Source organism: Synechococcus sp. R55.2, from assembly GCF_047462075.1.
Taxonomy (GTDB): domain Bacteria; phylum Cyanobacteriota; class Cyanobacteriia; order Thermostichales; family Thermostichaceae; genus Thermostichus.
The window spans coordinates 1-18760 of record NZ_JANSIH010000392.1 but is presented as its reverse complement, the minus strand read 5'-3'; the positions used below and the strand labels follow the sequence as shown (position 1 = coordinate 18760).

The 18760-nt window shown below is 59.6% G+C and carries 15 protein-coding genes; 6 read left to right on the top strand and 9 right to left on the bottom strand.

Going from position 1 to position 18760, the window contains the following annotated elements; genetic code table 11:
* Nucleotides 1–157 precede the first annotated feature (157 nt).
* Nucleotides 158–418: a hypothetical protein gene (locus NW838_RS12460; protein WP_414428135.1), complete on the top strand. Its 261-nt coding sequence runs from the start codon at nucleotides 158–160 to the stop codon at nucleotides 416–418.
* A 64-nt stretch (nucleotides 419–482) separates the two neighbouring features.
* Nucleotides 483–1331 (top strand): formyltetrahydrofolate deformylase, encoded by an 849-nt coding sequence (gene purU, locus NW838_RS12455; protein WP_414356723.1) that lies wholly within the window; start codon nucleotides 483–485, stop codon nucleotides 1329–1331.
* Here purU and NW838_RS12450 read toward each other — a convergent pair whose 3' ends face one another.
* The 4 genes from NW838_RS12450 to NW838_RS12435 all read right to left on the bottom strand — a co-directional run bounded on the left by NW838_RS12450 (nucleotide 1332) and on the right by NW838_RS12435 (nucleotide 4539).
* Nucleotides 1332–2120 carry an ABC transporter ATP-binding protein gene (locus tag NW838_RS12450; protein WP_414356724.1) on the bottom strand — a complete coding sequence of 263 codons (789 nt, stop codon included), beginning with the start codon at nucleotides 2118–2120 and terminating at the stop codon, nucleotides 1332–1334.
* Between the two features lie 9 nt (nucleotides 2121–2129).
* A complete protein-coding gene (locus NW838_RS12445) occupies nucleotides 2130–2966 on the bottom strand; it encodes an ABC transporter permease (RefSeq protein WP_414343731.1) in 837 nt (278 codons plus the stop codon).
* A gap of 46 nt (nucleotides 2967–3012) precedes the next feature.
* Entirely contained in the window at nucleotides 3013–4044 is a 1032-nt protein-coding gene (locus NW838_RS12440; protein ID WP_414409266.1) for an ABC transporter substrate-binding protein, read from the bottom strand.
* A 186-nt stretch (nucleotides 4045–4230) separates the two neighbouring features.
* The gene (locus NW838_RS12435; RefSeq protein ID WP_414428134.1) at nucleotides 4231–4539 is read right to left on the bottom strand and encodes a gas vesicle protein GvpV; all 309 of its coding nucleotides are present in this window, start codon (nucleotides 4537–4539) and stop codon (nucleotides 4231–4233) included.
* 100 nt (nucleotides 4540–4639) lie between these two features.
* On the opposite strand from NW838_RS12435, the gene NW838_RS12430 reads away from it, so the two are divergent.
* Nucleotides 4640–5134 carry a pentapeptide repeat-containing protein gene (locus NW838_RS12430; RefSeq protein WP_414356726.1) on the top strand — a complete coding sequence of 165 codons (495 nt, stop codon included), beginning with the start codon at nucleotides 4640–4642 and terminating at the stop codon, nucleotides 5132–5134.
* Between the two features lie 14 nt (nucleotides 5135–5148).
* On the opposite strand, the gene NW838_RS12425 is transcribed toward NW838_RS12430, so the two are convergent.
* Nucleotides 5149–5457 carry a hypothetical protein gene (locus tag NW838_RS12425; protein WP_414356728.1) on the bottom strand — a complete coding sequence of 103 codons (309 nt, stop codon included), beginning with the start codon at nucleotides 5455–5457 and terminating at the stop codon, nucleotides 5149–5151.
* 194 nt (nucleotides 5458–5651) lie between these two features.
* On the opposite strand from NW838_RS12425, the gene NW838_RS12420 reads away from it, so the two are divergent.
* The 3 genes from NW838_RS12420 (at nucleotide 5652) to tenA (ending at nucleotide 8298) form a co-directional block, all read left to right on the top strand.
* On the top strand, nucleotides 5652–6383 hold the full coding sequence (locus NW838_RS12420; RefSeq protein WP_414356740.1) for an aldehyde oxygenase (deformylating): 732 nt from the start codon (nucleotides 5652–5654) through the stop codon (nucleotides 6381–6383).
* Between the two features lie 110 nt (nucleotides 6384–6493).
* Nucleotides 6494–7519, top strand: a complete 1026-nt coding sequence (locus NW838_RS12415) for a long-chain acyl-[acyl-carrier-protein] reductase (RefSeq protein WP_414428133.1) — start codon at nucleotides 6494–6496, stop codon at nucleotides 7517–7519.
* Between the two features lie 119 nt (nucleotides 7520–7638).
* The gene (tenA, locus tag NW838_RS12410) at nucleotides 7639–8298 is read left to right on the top strand and encodes a thiaminase II (protein WP_414416477.1); all 660 of its coding nucleotides are present in this window, start codon (nucleotides 7639–7641) and stop codon (nucleotides 8296–8298) included.
* Between the two features lie 3 nt (nucleotides 8299–8301).
* On the opposite strand, the gene NW838_RS12405 is transcribed toward tenA, so the two are convergent.
* The 4 genes from NW838_RS12405 to rpoB form a co-directional block, all read right to left on the bottom strand.
* The gene (locus NW838_RS12405) at nucleotides 8302–8970 is read right to left on the bottom strand and encodes a uracil-DNA glycosylase (protein ID WP_414428132.1); all 669 of its coding nucleotides are present in this window, start codon (nucleotides 8968–8970) and stop codon (nucleotides 8302–8304) included.
* 28 nt (nucleotides 8971–8998) lie between these two features.
* Nucleotides 8999–12913 carry a DNA-directed RNA polymerase subunit beta' gene (locus tag NW838_RS12400; protein WP_414428131.1) on the bottom strand — a complete coding sequence of 1305 codons (3915 nt, stop codon included), beginning with the start codon at nucleotides 12911–12913 and terminating at the stop codon, nucleotides 8999–9001.
* Between the two features lie 63 nt (nucleotides 12914–12976).
* Entirely contained in the window at nucleotides 12977–14860 is a 1884-nt protein-coding gene (locus tag NW838_RS12395) for a DNA-directed RNA polymerase subunit gamma (protein ID WP_414356733.1), read from the bottom strand.
* A gap of 127 nt (nucleotides 14861–14987) precedes the next feature.
* Nucleotides 14988–18407: a DNA-directed RNA polymerase subunit beta gene (gene rpoB / locus NW838_RS12390; RefSeq protein ID WP_414428130.1), complete on the bottom strand. Its 3420-nt coding sequence runs from the start codon at nucleotides 18405–18407 to the stop codon at nucleotides 14988–14990.
* Nucleotides 18408–18760 lie beyond the last annotated feature (353 nt).

The window sequence follows — 18760 nt, the reverse complement described above, 5'->3', positions numbered from 1 at the left end:
AGAGCTGGAAAAAGCCACCCGCGGGACAACGGCTGCCGCCCCTCCCAAGGTTTCCCGAACAGCAGTCACCGAGTCAGTTGCCGATACGCCCCCCCCAGAGACGGATCCCGTCCCATCCGTAGCCGACGACGCTCAAACAGCAGACGCTGCCTAACCTATGGCCCGCTTTAACCCCCTTTGCTTCGGCATGGAAATTACGCGCTTGTTCGAGCAAGGGCAGTCCTACTTCGCTCCTGCCAAGGTGGAGACCTGGCTGCGGCAGCATGGCCAAAACCCGTCCGACTATGAGATCTCGTTTCACCAGGAACTGCCCCCTGCCGGCTCTTCTGCGGCGATGTGGATTCGCATCGACCTAAAGCGTTGGGATGGCCAGCCGGTGGATTCCTGGCTGTTGGAAGCGATCAACCGGGTAGATTGAAAACGGCTTGCTCCGCAGTAAAACCCAGCCCTACGGTAAGAAGGTTGAGGCTTTTTGTCCACCTATGCCCAGTGCCACCCTGTTGGTATCTTGCCCCGATCAAAAAGGGTTGGTAGCCAAGCTCTCCAGCTTCATCTACAGCTACGGCGGCAACATCATTCACGCCGATCACCATACGGATCCCGAAGCAGGACTGTTCTTGAGCCGCATCGAGTGGGACTTGCAGGGCTTCCAACTGGAGCGAGGGGAAATTGTCCCCGCCTTTTCAGGCATTGCCCGTGGGATCCAAGCCAACTGGGAACTGCATTTTTCCGACACTCGCCGTCGCATTGCGTTGTGGGCCAGCAAGCAAAGCCACTGCCTTTTGGATCTGATCTGGCGGCAAAGGGCGGGAGAACTGCCCGCCGAGATCCCCTTGATCATCAGCAATCACCCCGACCTGGAATCGGTGGCCCGCTCCTTCGGTATCGATTACTACCACATCCCCGTTTCTCCAGAGGGCAAAGCCGCAGCCGAAGCCCGTCAGCTCGCTCTCCTGCAGGAATATCGAATTGACCTGGTGGTGTTGGCCAAGTACATGCAGATCTTGAGTGGGTCGCTGCTCCGCCAAGCCCCGCCGGTCATCAACATTCACCATTCCACCCTGCCCGCCTTTGCCGGAGCCAACCCCTACCACCGCGCCCATCAACGGGGAGTGAAAATCATCGGCGCCACCGCCCACTATGCCACCGAAGACCTGGACGAAGGGCCGATCATCGAGCAGGATGTGGTGCGGGTCAGCCACCGCGATACCGTTGCCGACCTCGTCCGCAAAGGCCGCGACATGGAACGCCTAGTCCTGGCACGGGCAGTGCGGTATCACCTGGAGAATCGGGTGCTGGTATACCACAACAAGACGGTGGTGTTTGCCTGATCAGCCTGCGGGCGCAGCGTTGCTCAACGGGATCCCTTTCTGTTCTCGCAGGAGAGCCAAGATCTCGTCCTTCACCTCCTGAAAAGAAGAAGTGCGCTTGAGGCTGTAGTCGCGCCGGCTGGGGAAATCAACTCGGATCTCCCGTTTCACCCGCCCAGGATGGGACGTGAGTACATAGATGCGCTGGGCCAAAAAGACGGCTTCTTCCACATCGTGGGTGATCATCAGGATTGAAGTGCGCGTGCGCTGCCAGAGATCCAGCAAAAACTCCTGCATGGTCTCCTTGGTTTGCACATCCAAAGCGCCAAAAGGCTCATCCATCAGCAAAATCTTCGGTTGGGCCGCCAGAGCTCGCGCAATCGCCACCCGCTGCTGCATACCGCCCGAAAGCTGCTTGGGCAGAGCCTTGGCAAAACGCTCCAGGCCGACGATCTCCAGAAAATAATCCACACGGGCTTCCCTTTCCTGCCGTTTTACCCCCTGCAATTTCAGGCCAAAGCCGACGTTCTCCGCCACGGTCATCCAGGGGTAGAGGGTGTAGGACTGGAACACGACTCCCCGATCCGCTCCCGGCCCAATCACCGGCTCCCCATCGACGCTGATGGATCCTCGGCTAGGCTGCTCCAACCCGGCAATCAGGCGCAGTAGGGTGGTTTTACCAGAGCCGGAAGCCCCCACCACACAGACAAACTCCCCCGACTCCACATGCAAATTCACCCCATCCAGAGCCAAGATAGGTCCACGACGGGTGGGGAAGGATTTGCTCAGGCCGACCACTTCCAAATGCACGACACCACCTCATAAAAAGGCCCAACGACAGGTCAAACGTACCAAGCGTCGCAGCAGCCAATCCAGCAGAAAGCCGATCAGCCCCAACACAATCAAGCACGCAAAAATCTCGTCGGTTCTAAAGAAGCGCTGGGCTAGCTGGATCCGCCTACCCAAACCCTCATTGGCGGCCACCAATTCTGCCACCACCACCAAGTTCCAAGAGGCAGCCATGTTGACGCGGAAGGTGTCGAGAATGTTCGGGGTGATGTATGGAGTGATCACCTGCAGCAACACCTGCCAGCGCCGCCCCCCCAAGGTGTAGGTGGCCTCGATCAGCTCTTTGGGAATGAACTTCACCGCATCCATGATCATCAGCATGTTGAAGAAAACGGTGCCGATGAAAATTAACCCGATCTTGGGGGCCTCATCCAAACCCAAGTAAATAATCAACAGCGGGGTGAAGGCAGGAGCGGGCATGTAGCGAAAGATGCCGCTAATCGGCTCGATCAAGGCGCGGATGCTGGCGAAGGTGCCCATGGCAATGCCGATGGGGGTCGCCACCACTGCTGCCAACAGAAAACCGCTGCTAACCCGACTGAAGCTGGCCAAGGTATCCTTCCACAGCAGGCCGTCTCGCCACAGGCGCAGCAGGGCCGCCCATACCGAAGGGGGAGAAGGCAAAAAACGCGGCGGTACCCACCCCGAGACCGATAGGCCCCACCACAAGCCGAAAGGCACCAGCACCGATAGCGCCGTCAGCAGCAAGGCCAAGGGGCGCGGGATCTCTTCGGCAATGCGCCAAAACACCGTCGGGGGCAGACTGGGGCGGGTGGGTGGAGGCGATTCAGCCGGAGCAGTCAGCATCGTACCTTACCTCACTGGTGGCCCATGAAGGGATCCCGGATATCTCTCACCGTCTAACACCCACCGACTCGGCATAGGCGCGAACGAAGCGGTCATCGAACAATGCCTCCAGATCCTTGGGCCCCTCCGAGATGAAGCCCACTCTCACCATGAAGTCCACCATTTGTCTGGCCGCATAGGGCATGTGCTGCATTCCCTCGCCGGGGCTGAAGGCTTTTAGGTTGTCTTCTATGGTGAAGAAACGAATGCCATCTTTGAACAGTTGCAGCTCCTCTGGGGTGACACCGGCACGTCTGGCCATGATTTCGTCGGCTCGCTGCGGGTTCTCCTCCATGAACTTCAGAATATCGAACCAGCTATTCACCAAAGCCTGCACCTGATCCGGCTGCTCGTCAATCAATTTTTGGCTGACCACCAACAAATCGGGAATGGCCCCTGGGAACTCCGCCGAAGAGAACAGCTCCTTGCTTCCAGGGCGCTCCAGGGCTGTCAACCAAAAGGGCGGAAAGGCTCCCACCGCATCCACCTGACCGGCAGCAAAAGCAGCGGCGGCGGCTCCGGTTTCCAAGGGCACAATGATCACATCGTCGCGGGAAAATCCCTCCCGCTCCAGCCCCAGCGTCAGCAGAAAGTCACCCACCACGCCTTCTTCCACAGCCACCCGCTTACCCACTAGGTCGGCAATGGTGTTGATCCCTTCCCGGACGATGATCTTGTCGTTGCCTGCCGAGTTGTCGTTGACCAGCACCACCACCTGACCATTCACAGATTTCGGCGCGAAGGAGAGCGTATCGTTCAGGGTTTGGGTATTGGCATCCAGTTGTCCGGCGGCAAAGGCTTCCATCGACTCAATGTAGCCATCGAACCAGCGCAACTGCACGTTGGCCCCATTTTTCTTGAAAATGCCCTCTTCTTCTCCAATGGCCCACGGCCACCAACCTGCCCAATTGCTGTAGCCCATCTGAATGGGGGGTCGGGCCAGAGCGGGAGAGGAGCTTCCCAGCAAAAGGGTGGGCAACAACCCCAGCACCCAGGACAAAAACCGGCGGCGACGCGAGATCTGTGGAGAAGAAGTCATAAGCCTGGAAGTTTAAGTAACTGTGCAGCCAGCTTGAGAATGGCTGTTCGCTGGCCTGGATTCTAGGGTCGGCTTGAGACGAGCAGCAAATAGTTAATTTGGCTACAAAATCCCCCAACTTGTTGCTTGGGTTGGCTTTGGATTTTCCGATCTTCCAGAGTGATGGGACTTAACCAAGGGGATCCCTCAGTACTCAAAGGTCATGGGTGGGAAGCGGGAAGGGCGAGATCTGAGCTGGGCGGGTTCAGAGGCAGGAGCGGGATCCCGAAAGGCTTTTGCCTCCTGCTGAAGGTGTTGCATGGCCTGCTCGATTTCCTGAAGTCGCGCGTGGATTTGCCCTTGCCGCTCTCGAATAAACTCTAGCTCTTGTTTGAGCCGCTGCTTTTCGACAGTGAGCTGCTGCATTTCGGCATAGAGGGCGGATTCGGTTTGGCGGCGAGGGATCGAGCGCAGCTTGGGGCGAGGTCGAGTTCGGGGCACACGGGGCAAGCTCATAAGGGGGGATCCCGGAAAACGGCTTGCGTCTATCCTAGCGTGCTCTTGGCGGCCCTTCTATTCCTAGGTAGGATCCATTCGTCCGGTGTGGAAAACAGCGATGGTGGAAACTGGAGCAGACCTGTTGCAACGCTACGGCAGCGGTGAGCGGGACTTCAGCAACAGCCAACTGGCCGGAGCTGATCTGGCCGGGGCCGACTTGGCCGGGATCGACTTGGGGGGATCCATTCTCCGCCAGGCAAAGCTGGCTTCTGCCAACCTGGAGCGGGCCTACCTGAGCGGCGCCGACCTCAGCCAAGCGGATCTGCAGGGATCCAACCTGCGGCTGGCCAACCTAGAAAAAGCTAAACTGCAGGGATCCCGATTGCAGGGAGCCAACTTGCGTGGGGCCAACCTGGCGGAAGCGGACTTGAGCGAGGCCGATCTCAGCCAAGCGGACTTGGCGGGGGCCAATCTCACCGGGGCCAACTTGAGAGGATCCCTTCTGGCCCGGTGCAAACTCAAGCTGGCCAACCTGCGAGGGGCCTGCTACGACGCCACCACTCAGATGGAAGCGGATATCACTCCAGCAGAGCTGGGCATGGTTCAAGCCTAGAGGGGAAAATGGGGCTATCCCTCCGGCTCCAAGTCCAGGATCTCCTGGATCTCAGCATCGGTATAGCCCACCGCCCGCAACTTCTCCGATACCGTCTGAATCTCTCCGGAAGATAAGTCCTGCTGCCGTACCCGATCCCAGAGATTGGCCACAATCTGCAGCAGCAAACCGCTGCTCTCCGCCTCAAACAGCTCAAAAGCCGTGGCTAGCTCAATGGCCTGCAACACCTCCTCGGCACTGCCAATCGGCTGATCGAGGGATCGTTCCTCCAGCTCCACCAGCAACTGGCGCAGTTGGTTCAGGCCATCCCCAAGAGCAGACATACAGCAGGCTCCACAACGGCACTCGAACCCTCACCCTAGCAGACCCCTATCATTCCGCAAAAGGAATCCCGCCAATTCTGCGGCAGCTACAGCTATTCTGATTAAGAGAGCGATTCAACTGCAATCGAGGCGATTGTCGAGTCAGCATAGACAATCAACAACACCCAAACAACACCGAGAGGAGATGCATGAGTATGGCCCCAGTGAACGTCCTGCCCAATACCCCCCAGCCTTTAGCCGATGAGGGTGGCACCACCTTGGACTATGGCAGCGCGGTTTACCGGCAGGCCTACTCTCGCATCAACGGCATTGTGATCGAAGGGGAACAAGAAGCCCACGACAACTACCTCAAGCTGGCCGAGATGTTGCCGGAAGGGGCAGAGGAGCTGCACAAGCTGGCCAAGATGGAATTGCGGCACATGAAAGGCTTTCAATCCTGCGGCAAAAACCTGCAGGTAGAGCCGGATAGGGAGTTTGCCCGCACTTTCTTCGCCCCTTTGCGCAACAATTTCCAAAAAGCGGCAGCAGCCGGAGACCTAGTTACCTGCTTGGTCATTCAGTCGCTGATCATCGAATGCTTTGCCATTGCCGCCTACAACATCTACATCCCCGTCGCCGATGAGTTTGCCCGCAAGATCACCGAGGGGGTGGTCAAGGATGAATATCTGCACCTCAACTTTGGCGAGCGCTGGCTAGGGGAGCATTTTGGCGAAGTCAAAGGGCAGATCGAAGCGGCCAACGCCCAGAACCTGCCTTTGGTGTGGCAGATGCTGCAGCAGGTGGACAAGGATGTGGAAGCCATCTACATGGATCGCGAGGCCATTGTCGAGGACTTTATGATTGCCTATGGCGAGGCGCTGGCCAACATCGGCTTCAGCACCCGCGAGGTGATGCGCCTCTCTGCCCAGGGTTTGCGGGCAGCATGACCCACCTCAGCATTCATCCTCTGCCGGCGGACTGCAGTTCTAGGCTGGCTACAGGCGGGTATGGACATGTTTTGATGGGATCCATCAGTTATCCAAGCGGGTAAACCTTTATGTTCGGCCTGATTGGGCACTTGACCAGCCTGGCCCATGCGAAGCGGGTGGCAGACAAGCTGGGTTATTCCGAATATGCGGAGAGCGACCTGGAGTTCTGGTGCATGGCTCCCCCTCAGGTGGTGGACGAGATCACAGTGACCAGCATTACCGGCCAAAAGATCCATGGGCAGTACGTCGAATCCTGTTTCTTGCCGGAAATGTTGGCGGGGGGACGGGTAAAGGCCGCCTGTCGGAAAGTGTTGAATGCCATGGCCCTAGCCCAGCGGCGCGGCTTGAACATTACGGCTTTGGGGGGATTCAGCAGCATCATTTTCGAGACTTTTCGCCTCGACAGTCTCCGGCGAGTCCGCAACATCGACTTGGAGATCCAACGCTTTACCACCGGCAATACCCACACGGCCTACATCATCTGTCAGCAACTGCAGTTGGCGGCCCAGCGCTACGCCATGGACTTGGCAGCCGCTACGGTTGCGGTGGTGGGGGCGACCGGAGATATCGGCAGCGCCATTTGTCAATGGTTGGTGGCCCGCACTCACTTGGGCAAGTTGTTGCTCATAGCTCGAGAGCGGCGGCGCCTAGAGGAATTGCAGGCCAACCTCAAGCAGGGGGAGATCTGTTCGCTGGAAGAGGCCCTGCCCCGCGCCGACTTTATCGTTTGGGTGGCCAGCATGAGCCAAGGCATGGTTCTCGATCCACAAGTGTTGCCGGATCCCTGTGTCATCATCGACGGTGGCTACCCGAAGAACATCGCCTCCAGCTTGCATCGGAAGGGGCTCTACGTCATTGACGGGGGGATGGTGGAGCACTCTTTGGACATTGAATGGAACATCATGCAGTTTTTGAATGTGGCCAACCCGGCCCGTCAGCTTTTCGCCTGCTTTGCCGAGTCCATGCTACTGGAGTTTGAGGGGCTGCACACCAATTTCAGTTGGGGCCGCAATTTGATCACCCTTGAGAAATTGGATCTGATCGGGCAGCTTTCTCGCAAGCATGGGTTCCGCCCCCTCATGCCCGAAGCCTAATTGAGATTCAAAATGAAGAAAGCCTCAGCCCCAGCAGAGGTGCTGGCCCTGGTCAGGTCAATCACCAATCGACTGAACCTGGACGAAACCTGAAGACCAAACACCAAGAGACGGTCGCCATGCCCCAGTCCTTTACTGCCCACCTTTGGCAAGCCATTCAGCCCATCTACAAGCAAATCCTCGATCACCCCTTCAACCGAGAGTTGGCAGCGGGCAGCCTATCGCGGCAGCGGTTCCAGTTTTACTTGCAGCAGGATGCTCTTTATCTCACCGACTTTGCCCGCGCCCTGGCCTTGATTGGAGCTCGTTCCGAAGGGGCTGAGCAGGTGGTGAGTTTCTTGAACTTTGCCCTGGGAGCCATTGTGGCCGAACGCAGCCTGCACGAAAGCTATTTTCGCCTCTACGACATTCAACCCGAAACAGCCTATGCCCCTGCCTGCTTCGCCTATACCCGTTTTTTGTTGGCTGCGGCGGCTGTGGATCCCTATGAGGTGGCCATTGCCGCTGTGCTGCCCTGCTTTTGGATCTACCGAGAGGTGGGATCCACCATCTATCGCACCGCGCAGCCTGACAATCCCTACCAACAGTGGATCGACACCTACGCCGGGGAAGAATTTGCCCAAGTGGTGCAGCAGGCTTTGGACATCACCGACTCCGTCGCTCAGCAGGCTACAGAGCCGCTGCGGGAAAAGATGAGGGCAGCTTTTGTCACTGCCTCCCGGTTGGAATGGCTGTTTTGGGACAGTGCCTATCGCCTCGAATCTTGGCAACCCGCCTAATGCTCACCCGGTCGGGCCGGCATATAAAGGCAGCAACTGCTGGGCCTGCGCGAAAACGGCATCCAACATCGGCTCCGTCAGCAGCCGTGTGGCCGTGTTGCGCCGGCTGGGATGGTAAGACGCCAGCAAATAGCGACCCTCTGCCAGGGGAATAACGCAGTTGTGGCCAAAGCGGGGGCGGGGCCTGAGAGGTGGCAAGAGCGTCAGAGCGTGTTGGAAGGCAAAATGCCCCAACGTCAGGATCACTCGCACCTGGGTTAGCAGCTCCAGCTCTTGTTTCAGGTAGCTCAGGCAGGCCTTGGCTTCTGTGACGGTGGGGCGATTGTCTGGGGGAGCGCAGCGCACCACGGCTGAGATGTAGCAATCCTGCAGATGCAGGCCATCCTCTCGGTGGGTAGAGGTGGGCTGATTGGCAAAGCCAGCTCGGTACAAGGCGCGAAACAGCCAGTCCCCACTGGGATCCCCGGTAAACACCCGCCCGGTGCGGTTGCCCCCATGAGCTGCCGGTGCCAACCCGATCACCCACAGCCGCGCCTGCGGATCCCCAAATCCCGGAACGGGCTTGCCCCAGTAGGACTGCTCCCGAAAACGGGCCACCTTCTGAAGGGCGACTGCCTCTCGCCAAGCCACCAAGCGGGGACAGCGGCAGCAACTGACGATTTCAGTTTGCAAAGTGGCCCAATCCTGGAGACCCAGCGCCTCACTCCTCCTCGTCGTCATCCTCCTCTAGCTCGTCGAAGGCAGGGGTGGAATCGTCGATCAACTGATCGTCTTCCAAGATCAAACGAGGCGGCAGCTCCGGCAACACTGCAGGCTCTTCTTCCTCTTCGTCAGGCTCCGGTTCGGGGGTGATCTCCTCGTAGGTGGTGAAGCCCGTGCCGGCGGGGATCAGGCGCCCGATAATCACGTTTTCTTTCAACCCGCGCAGCCAGTCGGATTTGCCCTCGATGGCCGCCTCTGTAAGCACGCGGGTGGTTTCCTGGAAGCTGGCCGCCGAGATGAAGCTGTCGGTGTTCAAGCTGGCCTTGGTGATCCCCAGCAGGACGGGCGTATATTTGGCCGGCGCCCCTCCGGTAATGGCCATGGTGGCGTTGGTCTGCTGGATTTCCCGCAACTCCACCAGCTCCCCCGGCAACAGGATGGTGTCGCCACCATCATCCACCCGCACCTTGGAGGTCATCTGGCGCACCACGATCTCGATGTGTTTGTCGGAGATCTCCACCCCCTGGGAGCGGTAGACGTTCTGCACTTCGTTCACGAAGAAGCGCTGCACCTCCCGCAAAGCCAACCGCGCGGCTTGGTCATCTCCCAAGGTTTGGCGATGGTACTCGTAGTAGATCTCCAAGAGGTCGTGAGGGTTGGCAGGGCCATCGGTAAGGGGATCCCCCACCCCCACCGGCTGTCCGTCCACCACCATCAAGCTTTGCCCCGGCAGCACAGGATAGTCTCTAACGGTGCCATCGGCTTCGATGACCTTCAAATCCGGCTCCTCTCCCCGCCAGCTCAGTTGAACGGTGCCGGGCCGCTTGGCCAGAACACACATTTCCTTGGGCTTGCGGGCCTCCAGCAGCTCCTCAATCCGCGGCAGACCCTGGATGATGTCCCCCGTCTTGGCCCGCTCAAACACCAGGAGGGCCAGGGAATCCCCCCGCTGCACCAGATCGCCATCTCGTACCTGCAGAATGGCACCCGCAGAAACCAAGTAGGGCCGCGCTATCCGCAACACCACTTGGCCGTCCGTTATCTGCATTACCTGTCCCGACTGTGGAGAAGGGATCCCAGGCGCCAGCTCATCTCCGGCCCGCACCAGCGCCCCTACCGCCACGCTGGCTGAACCTGTCAGGGGCACCTGCACCAGATCGTCGTCGGTAATCACCAGCACCCGCCGCACCACTTCCGCTCCCTGGCGGATCCCTTGGACGATCCCAGCCTTTTTGGCTTGGATTTCGGTTCGGGCAATAACACCTCCCCTGGAGATGGAGTCTCCTTCGCTCACCAACAGCCGAGTGTGGGTGCTCCCCTGTGTCAGATCTGCCTCCACATCGCGGCGCAGCAGCAGGGTTTCCAGAATCACCAGTTGCAGGCGGCGAATGTCGGGATCCTTCTCGTCTTGGATTAGCTCGATATCGGCCTTCAGTTGTGGGGCGTCGGTATCGATCTCCAGCACCAGTTGGGTGCGTAGGAGTTCTACAGGGCCTACTGACTTCACCCGCTCCCCATCTTTGAAGGGAACGCGCTGCACCGCCCGCAGGCGAATGGAGCGGCCAGACTCGCTGGTGGACTCTTGAGTGGGCACCAAGGGCCGGTCGGGGATCTCGTACTCCTGCACCGGACGCAGCAGCAAGCCTGGGCCTTCAGGAGTTTCCACCTGTTCCAAGTAGACCAGTTGGTCGGGAACAATGCTGCTGAGCACCTGTTGCCCGGGCTGGATCAGGGTGCCACTTTTCACTTCCAAGTCGGCGGGGTTGTCCACCAGATGCAGGGATCCCGGCTTGATGACGATCTCCCGCAGGATGTCGTTCTTCTGGATAACCTCGACAACGCCAGCATTCTGGCAAAAGATGTCTTTCACTACCTCGGTGCCCGCTTCCACATACTGGCCGTCGTCCACGTTCAGCAGGGAGATGTCCTTGTTCACCTCGTGGGTCTCTTCTGGGATCCACAGCAGGGTGCCGCCCTGGATGACTTCGTAACCTTGCTTGGCCTTGCCGCGCCGTGCCACCTCAATGCCGGCGAACTTCACCAAGCCTCCCGTCTGACTGCGGAAGTGGTTGTCGATCAGCTCCGCCACCACCTCATCGTTGCCCACTTTGGTGCCCGGAGTAGCCTTGAGAACAAAGGTCTGCCCACTGGAAGTGTCCAGCAAAAACTGCTCCCGCCCCTGGTGGGATTCCACCCGTACCCGTGCTTCCCGCAACACCACGGAAGCGTTGATGATCTCCACCTCGCGCCCGCTTTTGGTGTCGCTGCGCTCCGGCAGCCGCACAATGCCCCCATGCTCCGTCACCAGCAAGGTCTCGGCGATCACATCCCCCGCTTCTACCCGATCCCCGTTTTGCACCACTGTTGCGGCCCCCGGCGGCAGATTGTACACCTGTCCAGACATCACCCAGATCAACCCCTGCCGCTGAGCGGTGTAGGTGGTGTTGCCCTGGCGGTCGGTCTTCTCCTCGATGGGCAGATCGGCAAAGCGAATTTCTCCGGCCAGATCGGCCACCACCTCTTTCTGGGCTTTCTCAGTGCTCTTGCGGCTGGCCTTGGCCAGGGATACCTCCGCGATCAACTGGTCCCGCTGCACCTGGGCTCCGTCCCGCACCAGCAGGGTGGATCCCTGGGTCATGTCGAAGGACTCCCGTTGCCCGTCTGGGCCTTCCAAGATGATTTGGTTGTTTACCTCCACTTGTAGAGCATCGTCGCCGTGGCGGGTACGGAAGGGGCGGGTGCGCAGGTTTTTCGGGAAGCGCACGACGCCGGCAAAGGGGGCGCGAATTTGGCGAGCCACCTCCCCTGTAAACACGCCTCCCGTGTGGAAGGTGCGCATCGTCAACTGGGTGCCCGGCTCCCCAATCGATTGGGCGGCGATGATCCCGACCGCTTCCCCCAGATCCACCAAGCGGGAATGGGCCAAGCTCCAGCCGTAGCACATCCGGCACACGGAGCGGTTGGCCTCACAGGTGAGGGGAGAACGCACCATCACCTGCCGGATGCCGGCCTCCACAATCGTCTTGGCCAGGTCGTGATCCACCTCTTGGTTGCGACGGGCAAGCACCACCTGGGTTTCTGGGTGCACCACGTCGCGCGCCAGCACTCGGCCCACCAAGCGCTCCTCCAGAGACACCACCACCTTGTCCCCATCCATCAGGTATTCCAGGAGAATGCCCTGGTCGGTGCCGCAGTCGGATTCCCGCACGATCACATCCTGAGACACGTCCACCAAACGGCGGGTGAGGTAGCCGGAGTCGGCGGTGCGCAGGGCCGTATCCACTAAACCCTTGCGGGCCCCATAGGAAGAGATGATGTATTCGGTAACGGTCAGGCCCTCGCGGAAATTGGTTTTGATGGGCAAATCGATGATCTCGCCCTGGGGGTTGGCCATCAGGCCGCGCATGCCCACCAACTGGCGCACCTGGGAGACGTTCCCCCTTGCCCCCGAGTTGGCCATCATGTAAACGGAGTTGAGGGGATCGTTCTGCCGGAAGTTGTTGAGCATCTCCTCTTTGATCTGGTCGTTGATCTGGTTCCAGGTGTCGATCACCTTTTGGTAGCGCTCCACCTCTGTGATTTCTCCACGGGTATAGCGCTCGGTGGCCGCCTCGATCTCGGCTTCCGCTTGTGCCAACAACTGCCGCTTGCTGGGGGGAACGCGCAGGTCTTCAACGCTGATGGAGACGGCTGCCTGGGTGGCGTATTTGAAGCCCAGGGTCTTCAGAGCATCCGCCATCTGAGCAGTGCGGGCCGTGCCGTAGCGGGCAAAAGACCAAGCAATTAGGTTGCGCAGCTCTTTTTTGCCAATTTGATAGTTGCGAAAGGGCACAGGGGGCAAGGGGGTGTCGGCTTTGTTACCGTCGGCAGCCTGCCGCGCCAGGCCAGCGGAAAATCGTCCTTTTTCGCTCATGATGCCTCGCTAGAGAGAAGAGGAGAGAGGGGAGAGAAGAGCCGTCCTACGGCAGAGGATGAACTACGCAGACAAAATATCTTGCACGGTCTTGTTAAAAATGATCCGGCCCGGCGTGGTGCGAATGTACTGGCTGATCACGTTGCCGTCTTGATCCTCGCGGATACGGCGGTAGTTGGTGATCTTGAGGCGAATGCCGCCCGGTTCTTCGATGATTTGCGGCTCGGACTCTTTTTCGCCCTTGCCCAACTCCATCGGGCCGTGGTAGCGCACCCAGACCTTGCTGTGCAGGCCGATAGCACCGCGGTCGTAGGCGATGAGAGCATCTTCCAAGCTGGCAAAGAAACGATCGCCAAGATCGGGCTGGTGGGGGTTATCTGCCGTCAGGTAGTAGCATCCCAGCACCATATCTTGGCTGGGGGTGATGATAGGGGCGCCAGTGGCAGGGGAGAGGATGTTGTTGGTGGCCAGCATCAGCAGGCGAGCTTCCGCCTGAGCTTCCAGAGAAAGGGGCACATGCACAGCCATCTGGTCGCCGTCGAAGTCGGCGTTGAAAGCAGGGCAGACCAAGGGGTGAAGTTGAATCGCCCTTCCCTCCACCAGGATTGGCTCAAAAGCTTGGATCCCCAGGCGGTGCAGGGTGGGGGCACGGTTGAGCAAGACGGGGTGGCCGTCGATCACCTCTTCCAGCACATCCCAAATCTGTGGGTCATTGCTCTGGATCATCTTTTTGGCAGCCTTGATGTTGTTGACAATGCCCCGCTTGATCAATTTGTGGATGACAAAGGGCTGGAACAGCTCGATGGCCATCTCTTTGGGCAGGCCACACTGGTGCATGCGCAGGTTGGGCCCCACCACGATCACCGAACGCCCGGAGTAGTCCACCCGTTTGCCCAACAGGTTTTGCCGGAAGCGCCCCTGTTTGCCCTCGATGATGTCGGAGAGGGACTTGAGGGGACGGTTGTTGGCCCCCGCCACTACGCGCCCCCGCCGACCGTTGTCGATCAGCGCGTCCACCGCCTCCTGGAGCATGCGCTTTTCGTTGCGCACAATGATCTCCGGCGCCATGATCTCCTGCAGCCGGGCCAGACGGTTGTTGCGGTTGATCACACGACGGTAGAGATCGTTGAGGTCGCTGGTGGCAAAGCGGCCCCCATCCAACTGCACCATGGGGCGCAAATCCGGCGGGATCACCGGCAGCACCCGCAACACCATCCACTCCGGACGGGATCCGGTGGCAATGAAGTTGTCGATCACCCGCAGCCGCTTGATCAGGCGTGCCCGCTTTTGGCCGCGAGCAGTGGTGATCTCCTCCCGCAGTTGCTCCGCCTCTTTTTCCAGGTCGATATCCTTGAGCAGGCGCTCGATGGCCTCCGCCCCGATCATCGCCCAGTTCTCCGGCAGTTGCAGTTCGGATCCCTCCTCGTACATCTGATCTTCGATCTCGAGGAATTGATCCTCCGTCAGCAGTTGTTTGTAGGAGAGATTCTGGGCATTGCCCGGATCCACCACTACGTAGGCGTTGAAGTATACCACCTGCTCCACATCCCGCAGCGGCATATCCAACAGGGTGGCGATGTGGCTGGGGATCCCTTTCAAATACCAAACATGGGTGACGGGGGCAGCCAACTTGATGTAGCCCATGCGGTGGCGGCGCACCCGCGACTCGGTTACCTCCACCCCACAGCGCTCGCAGACGATCCCCCGATGCCGTACCCGCTTGTACTTGCCGCAGTGGCATTCCCAGTCTTTGGCCGGCCCAAAGATGCGCTCGCAAAAGAGACCATCCATCTCCGGCTTGAGGGTGCGGTAATTGATGGTCTCAGGCTTGGTGACTTCCCCCACCACTTGACCATTGGGCAGGGTGCGCTGGCCCCACTCCATGATCCGCTCTGGAGAAGCCAAGCCAATTTTGACGTAGTCAAAGCGTTGCTCTGTTTTGGCCATCGCCATTCTCCTCCTGACTTGCTGCCCTGGCACCTAAACCCAAAGGAAAGGCAAACCCCGCCCTCCTTCGCGGGCTGAATGGGATCCCCGTCGCGTTCGCGTCAGCGGCACGGAGCCCTCTCAACACTCAAAAGTCATCTTCCTCTTCTCCGTCCTCATCTTCCTCACGGCTACGGCTGGCATTCGCGTCAGCGGTGCGGAGCACTCTGGTAAAGGCTGGTGATGGCGAGAGATCCTCAGACGTAACCGATTCATAAGTGGGTCGAGAGGGAGTATGACGGTTGGAGGTATCGGCCATCAGATCCACTTCCACATCGTGGGTTTGCCCTTCGCTGTCCACCTCCACCTTGTGTACCGACACATCCAGGCAGAGGGACTGCAGCTCCCGCACCAGCACCTTGAAGGACTCCGGCGTGCCGGGTCGAGGGATGGGCTTGCCCTTGACGATGGCGTTGAGAGCCTCGTTGCGCCCCACCATGTCGTCGGACTTGACGGTGAGCAGCTCCTGCAGGATGTAGGCCGCCCCAAACGCCTCCAAAGCCCACACCTCCATCTCCCCAAAGCGCTGGCCGCCCTGCTGCGCCTTGCCCCCCAGCGGTTGCTGGGTCACCAAAGAATAGGGGCCGGTGGAGCGGGCATGGATCTTGTCATCCACCAAGTGCACCAGCTTCAGCATGTAGGCGCGGCCCACCGTAACGGGCTGGTCGAAGGGCTCCCCGGTGCGACCATCAAACACCTGGATTTTGCCGCAGTACCTGCCTTCCGGGTTGAAGATCCAGTCCTTGCCGGTCTTCTCTCGGGCTTCCCTCAGCTTGGCCTCCACCGTCAGACGGGAGGCTTCTAAACCGTGCATCTCATCAAAGGGCATCAGCTTGAAGCGCACTCCCAGATGTTCTGCTGCCCAGCCCAGCAGGCACTCGTACACTTGGCCCACGTTCATCCGGGAAGGCACCCCCAAGGGGTTGAGCACCACATCCACCGGTGTGCCGTCCGCTAGGTAGGGCATGTCCTCAATCGGCAAGATGCGGGAGATGATGCCTTTGTTGCCGTGACGGCCCGCGATCTTGTCCCCCACCTGGATTTTGCGCTTGAGGGCAATGTAGACCCGCACCACCATGTTGGCGCCGGGAGGCAGCTCATCCCCCTGTTCGCGGGTAAAGATGCGTACATCCACCACCCGACCGCGCTCGCCGTTGGGCACCCGCAGCGAGTTGTCCCGCACATCCCGAGCCTTTTCCCCGAAAATGGCCCGCAATAGCCGCTCTTCTGGGGGCTGATCCGACTCCCCTTTGGGGGTGACTTTGCCCACCAAAATGTCGCCGGCCTCCACCCAAGCCCCAATGCGCACAATGCCGTTCTCATCCAGGTCCCGCAGGGCATCTTCCCCCACGTTGGGGATTTCGCGGGTAATCTCCTCAGGGCCCAGTTTGGTTTGCCGGGCCTCGATCTCGTGCTTCTCGATGTGTACCGAGGTAAAGACATCGTCGTAGACCAGCCGCTCGCTGATCAAGATGGCATCTTCGTAGTTGTAGCCCTCCCAGGGCATGTAGGCCACCAACACGTTTTGGCCCAAAGCCAACTCGCCCCCTTCGGTCGCCGGGCCATCCGCCAGCACCTGGCCAGCCACCACCCGATCCCCCGTATAGACAAGGGGACGCTGGTTGAGGCAGGTGTCTTGGTTGGAGCGCTGGTATTTCTGCAGGCGATAGACAATTGGATCCCCGCCGTCGCCTGGCCGCACCACGATTTCGTCGGCGGAGACATAGGTCACCACGCCATTGGTGCGCGACACCACCACCATGCCGGAGTCCCGTGCCGCCTGGGCTTCCAGGCCAGTGCCCACATAGGGCCGATCCGGCTTGAGCAGGGGCACCGCCTGCCGCTGCATGTTTGCTCCCATCAAGGCACGGTTGGCGTCATCGTGCTCCAGGAAGGGGATCAAGGAGGTGGCCACCGAGATGACCTGCACCGGCGCCACTTGGACGTAGTGCACTTCTGTGGGGTGGGCGGTGGTGAACTCTTGGCGGTAGCGCACCGGCACCAAATCGGCAGTGATGCGGCCTTCGGCATCCACCGGCACATCCCCAGGGGCTACGCGGTACTCGTCCTCTTCATCGGCAGTGAGGTAGACCATGCCCAGATCTTTGCGCACCACGCCGTTCTCGACCCGGTAATAGGGGCTTTCGATAAAGCCGTACTGGTTGACGCGGGCGTGGGTGGCCAGGGATCCGATCAACCCGGCGTTGGGGCCTTCTGGAGTTTCGATGGGGCAGATGCGGCCGTAGTGGCTGGGGTGGATATCCCGCACCGCAAAGCCGGCCCGTTCCCGACTTAGGCCGCCGGGGCCCAGGGCAGATAGCCGCCGCTTGTGGGTCAGCTCCGCCAGGGGATTGGTCTGATCCATGAACTGGGAGAGCTGGCTGGAGCCGAAGAACTCCTTAATGGCCGCCACCAAGGGTTTGGGGTTGACCAAAGAGGCCGGGGTGAGGTTTTCCGACTCGGAGACCGTCATCCGTTCTCGGATGATCCGCTCCAGGCGATTTAGGCCCACCCGCACCTGGTTTTGCAGCAGCTCACCCACAGAACGCACGCGGCGATTGCCCAGGTGGTCGATGTCGTCCACATGGCCGATGTCGTACTCCAAGTTGATCAGGTAGTCGATGACGGCCAAGATGTCGGGGACGGTAAGCACCCGCACATTTTCCGCTACGTTGAGGTTTAACTTTTTGTTCAGCTTGTAGCGCCCTACCCGGCCCAGATCGTAGCGTTTGGGGTCGAAGAAGCGGGATTCCAGCAACTGCTGGCCACCCGATACGGTGGGGGGTTCCCCGGGCCGCAACTTGCGGTACAGCTCCATTAGGGCTTCTTCTTCGGTGTAGGGCCCCTCTTTCTCCATGGTTTTCTGGTAGAATTCGGGGTGGCGCAGGTTGTCGTAAATCTCGGAGTCGCTCAGGCCCAAGGCTTTCAGCAGAACTGCCGCCGAGAGCTTGCGGGTTTTGTCGATGCGCACCCACACCAGGCCGTTTTTGTCGGTCTCGAACTTCAGCCAGGCACCACGGTTGGGGATGAGGCTGGCGCTGTAGGTACGACGCCCGTTTTTGTCCAGCTCCGACTTGTAATAGACGCCGGGGCTGCGCACAATTTGGTTGACGATCACCCGCTCGGCGCCGTTGATGATGAAGGTGCCCCGATCCGTCATCAAGGGCAGTTCGCCGATGAAGACGTCCATGTCTTTGATCTCGCCGGTCTCTTTGTTGATCAGGCGAGTGGGCACCCGGATCTGCGCTTGATAGGTGGCATCCCGCCGCTTGGCCTCCTCGGGGTCGTAGCGGGGGCGGTTGATCTTGTACCCTTTGGAGGGATCCCCAGGGCGATATTCAGGCAGGAAGTGCAGCTCCAGCTTACCAGTGTAATCGATGATGGGGGAAAAGCTGAGAAGCTCCTCTTCAAACCCTTCTCGCAAAAACCACAAGAAACTCTCCCGCTGAATCTCCACCAGGTCAGGAAAGGTAGGAGCGACAGGGGATGGCACTGCTAATTGTGTCATGCGTTGCTCGGGAGGGGTCGCGCTGCAGTCAGGCCTTCCATTATAGAAACCCCGCCAACGATCGTCAACGAACGTTACAAAGGTCGAGGGACTGTCCGGATCCCGTGGGGGCGCACCTGGAAAATCTCGGCAAAACCGCTTGGGATCCCCTTTTGGCTGCCGGGGCAGGGGCGGTTTCCGCCATGCCTTAAGGATTGTTCACATCCATTCACACTTAAGCAGATTATTCTAATCATTGACCGTTGGGAAGTCAGCCGCTGCTCCGACTCCGCTTGCCGGTCGTCAAAGGGCTTGGAAAAGTGGGGTGGGCCTGGAGGCTAGGTCAAGTCGTTGGAGGGCGCGCTCAGCCTGGT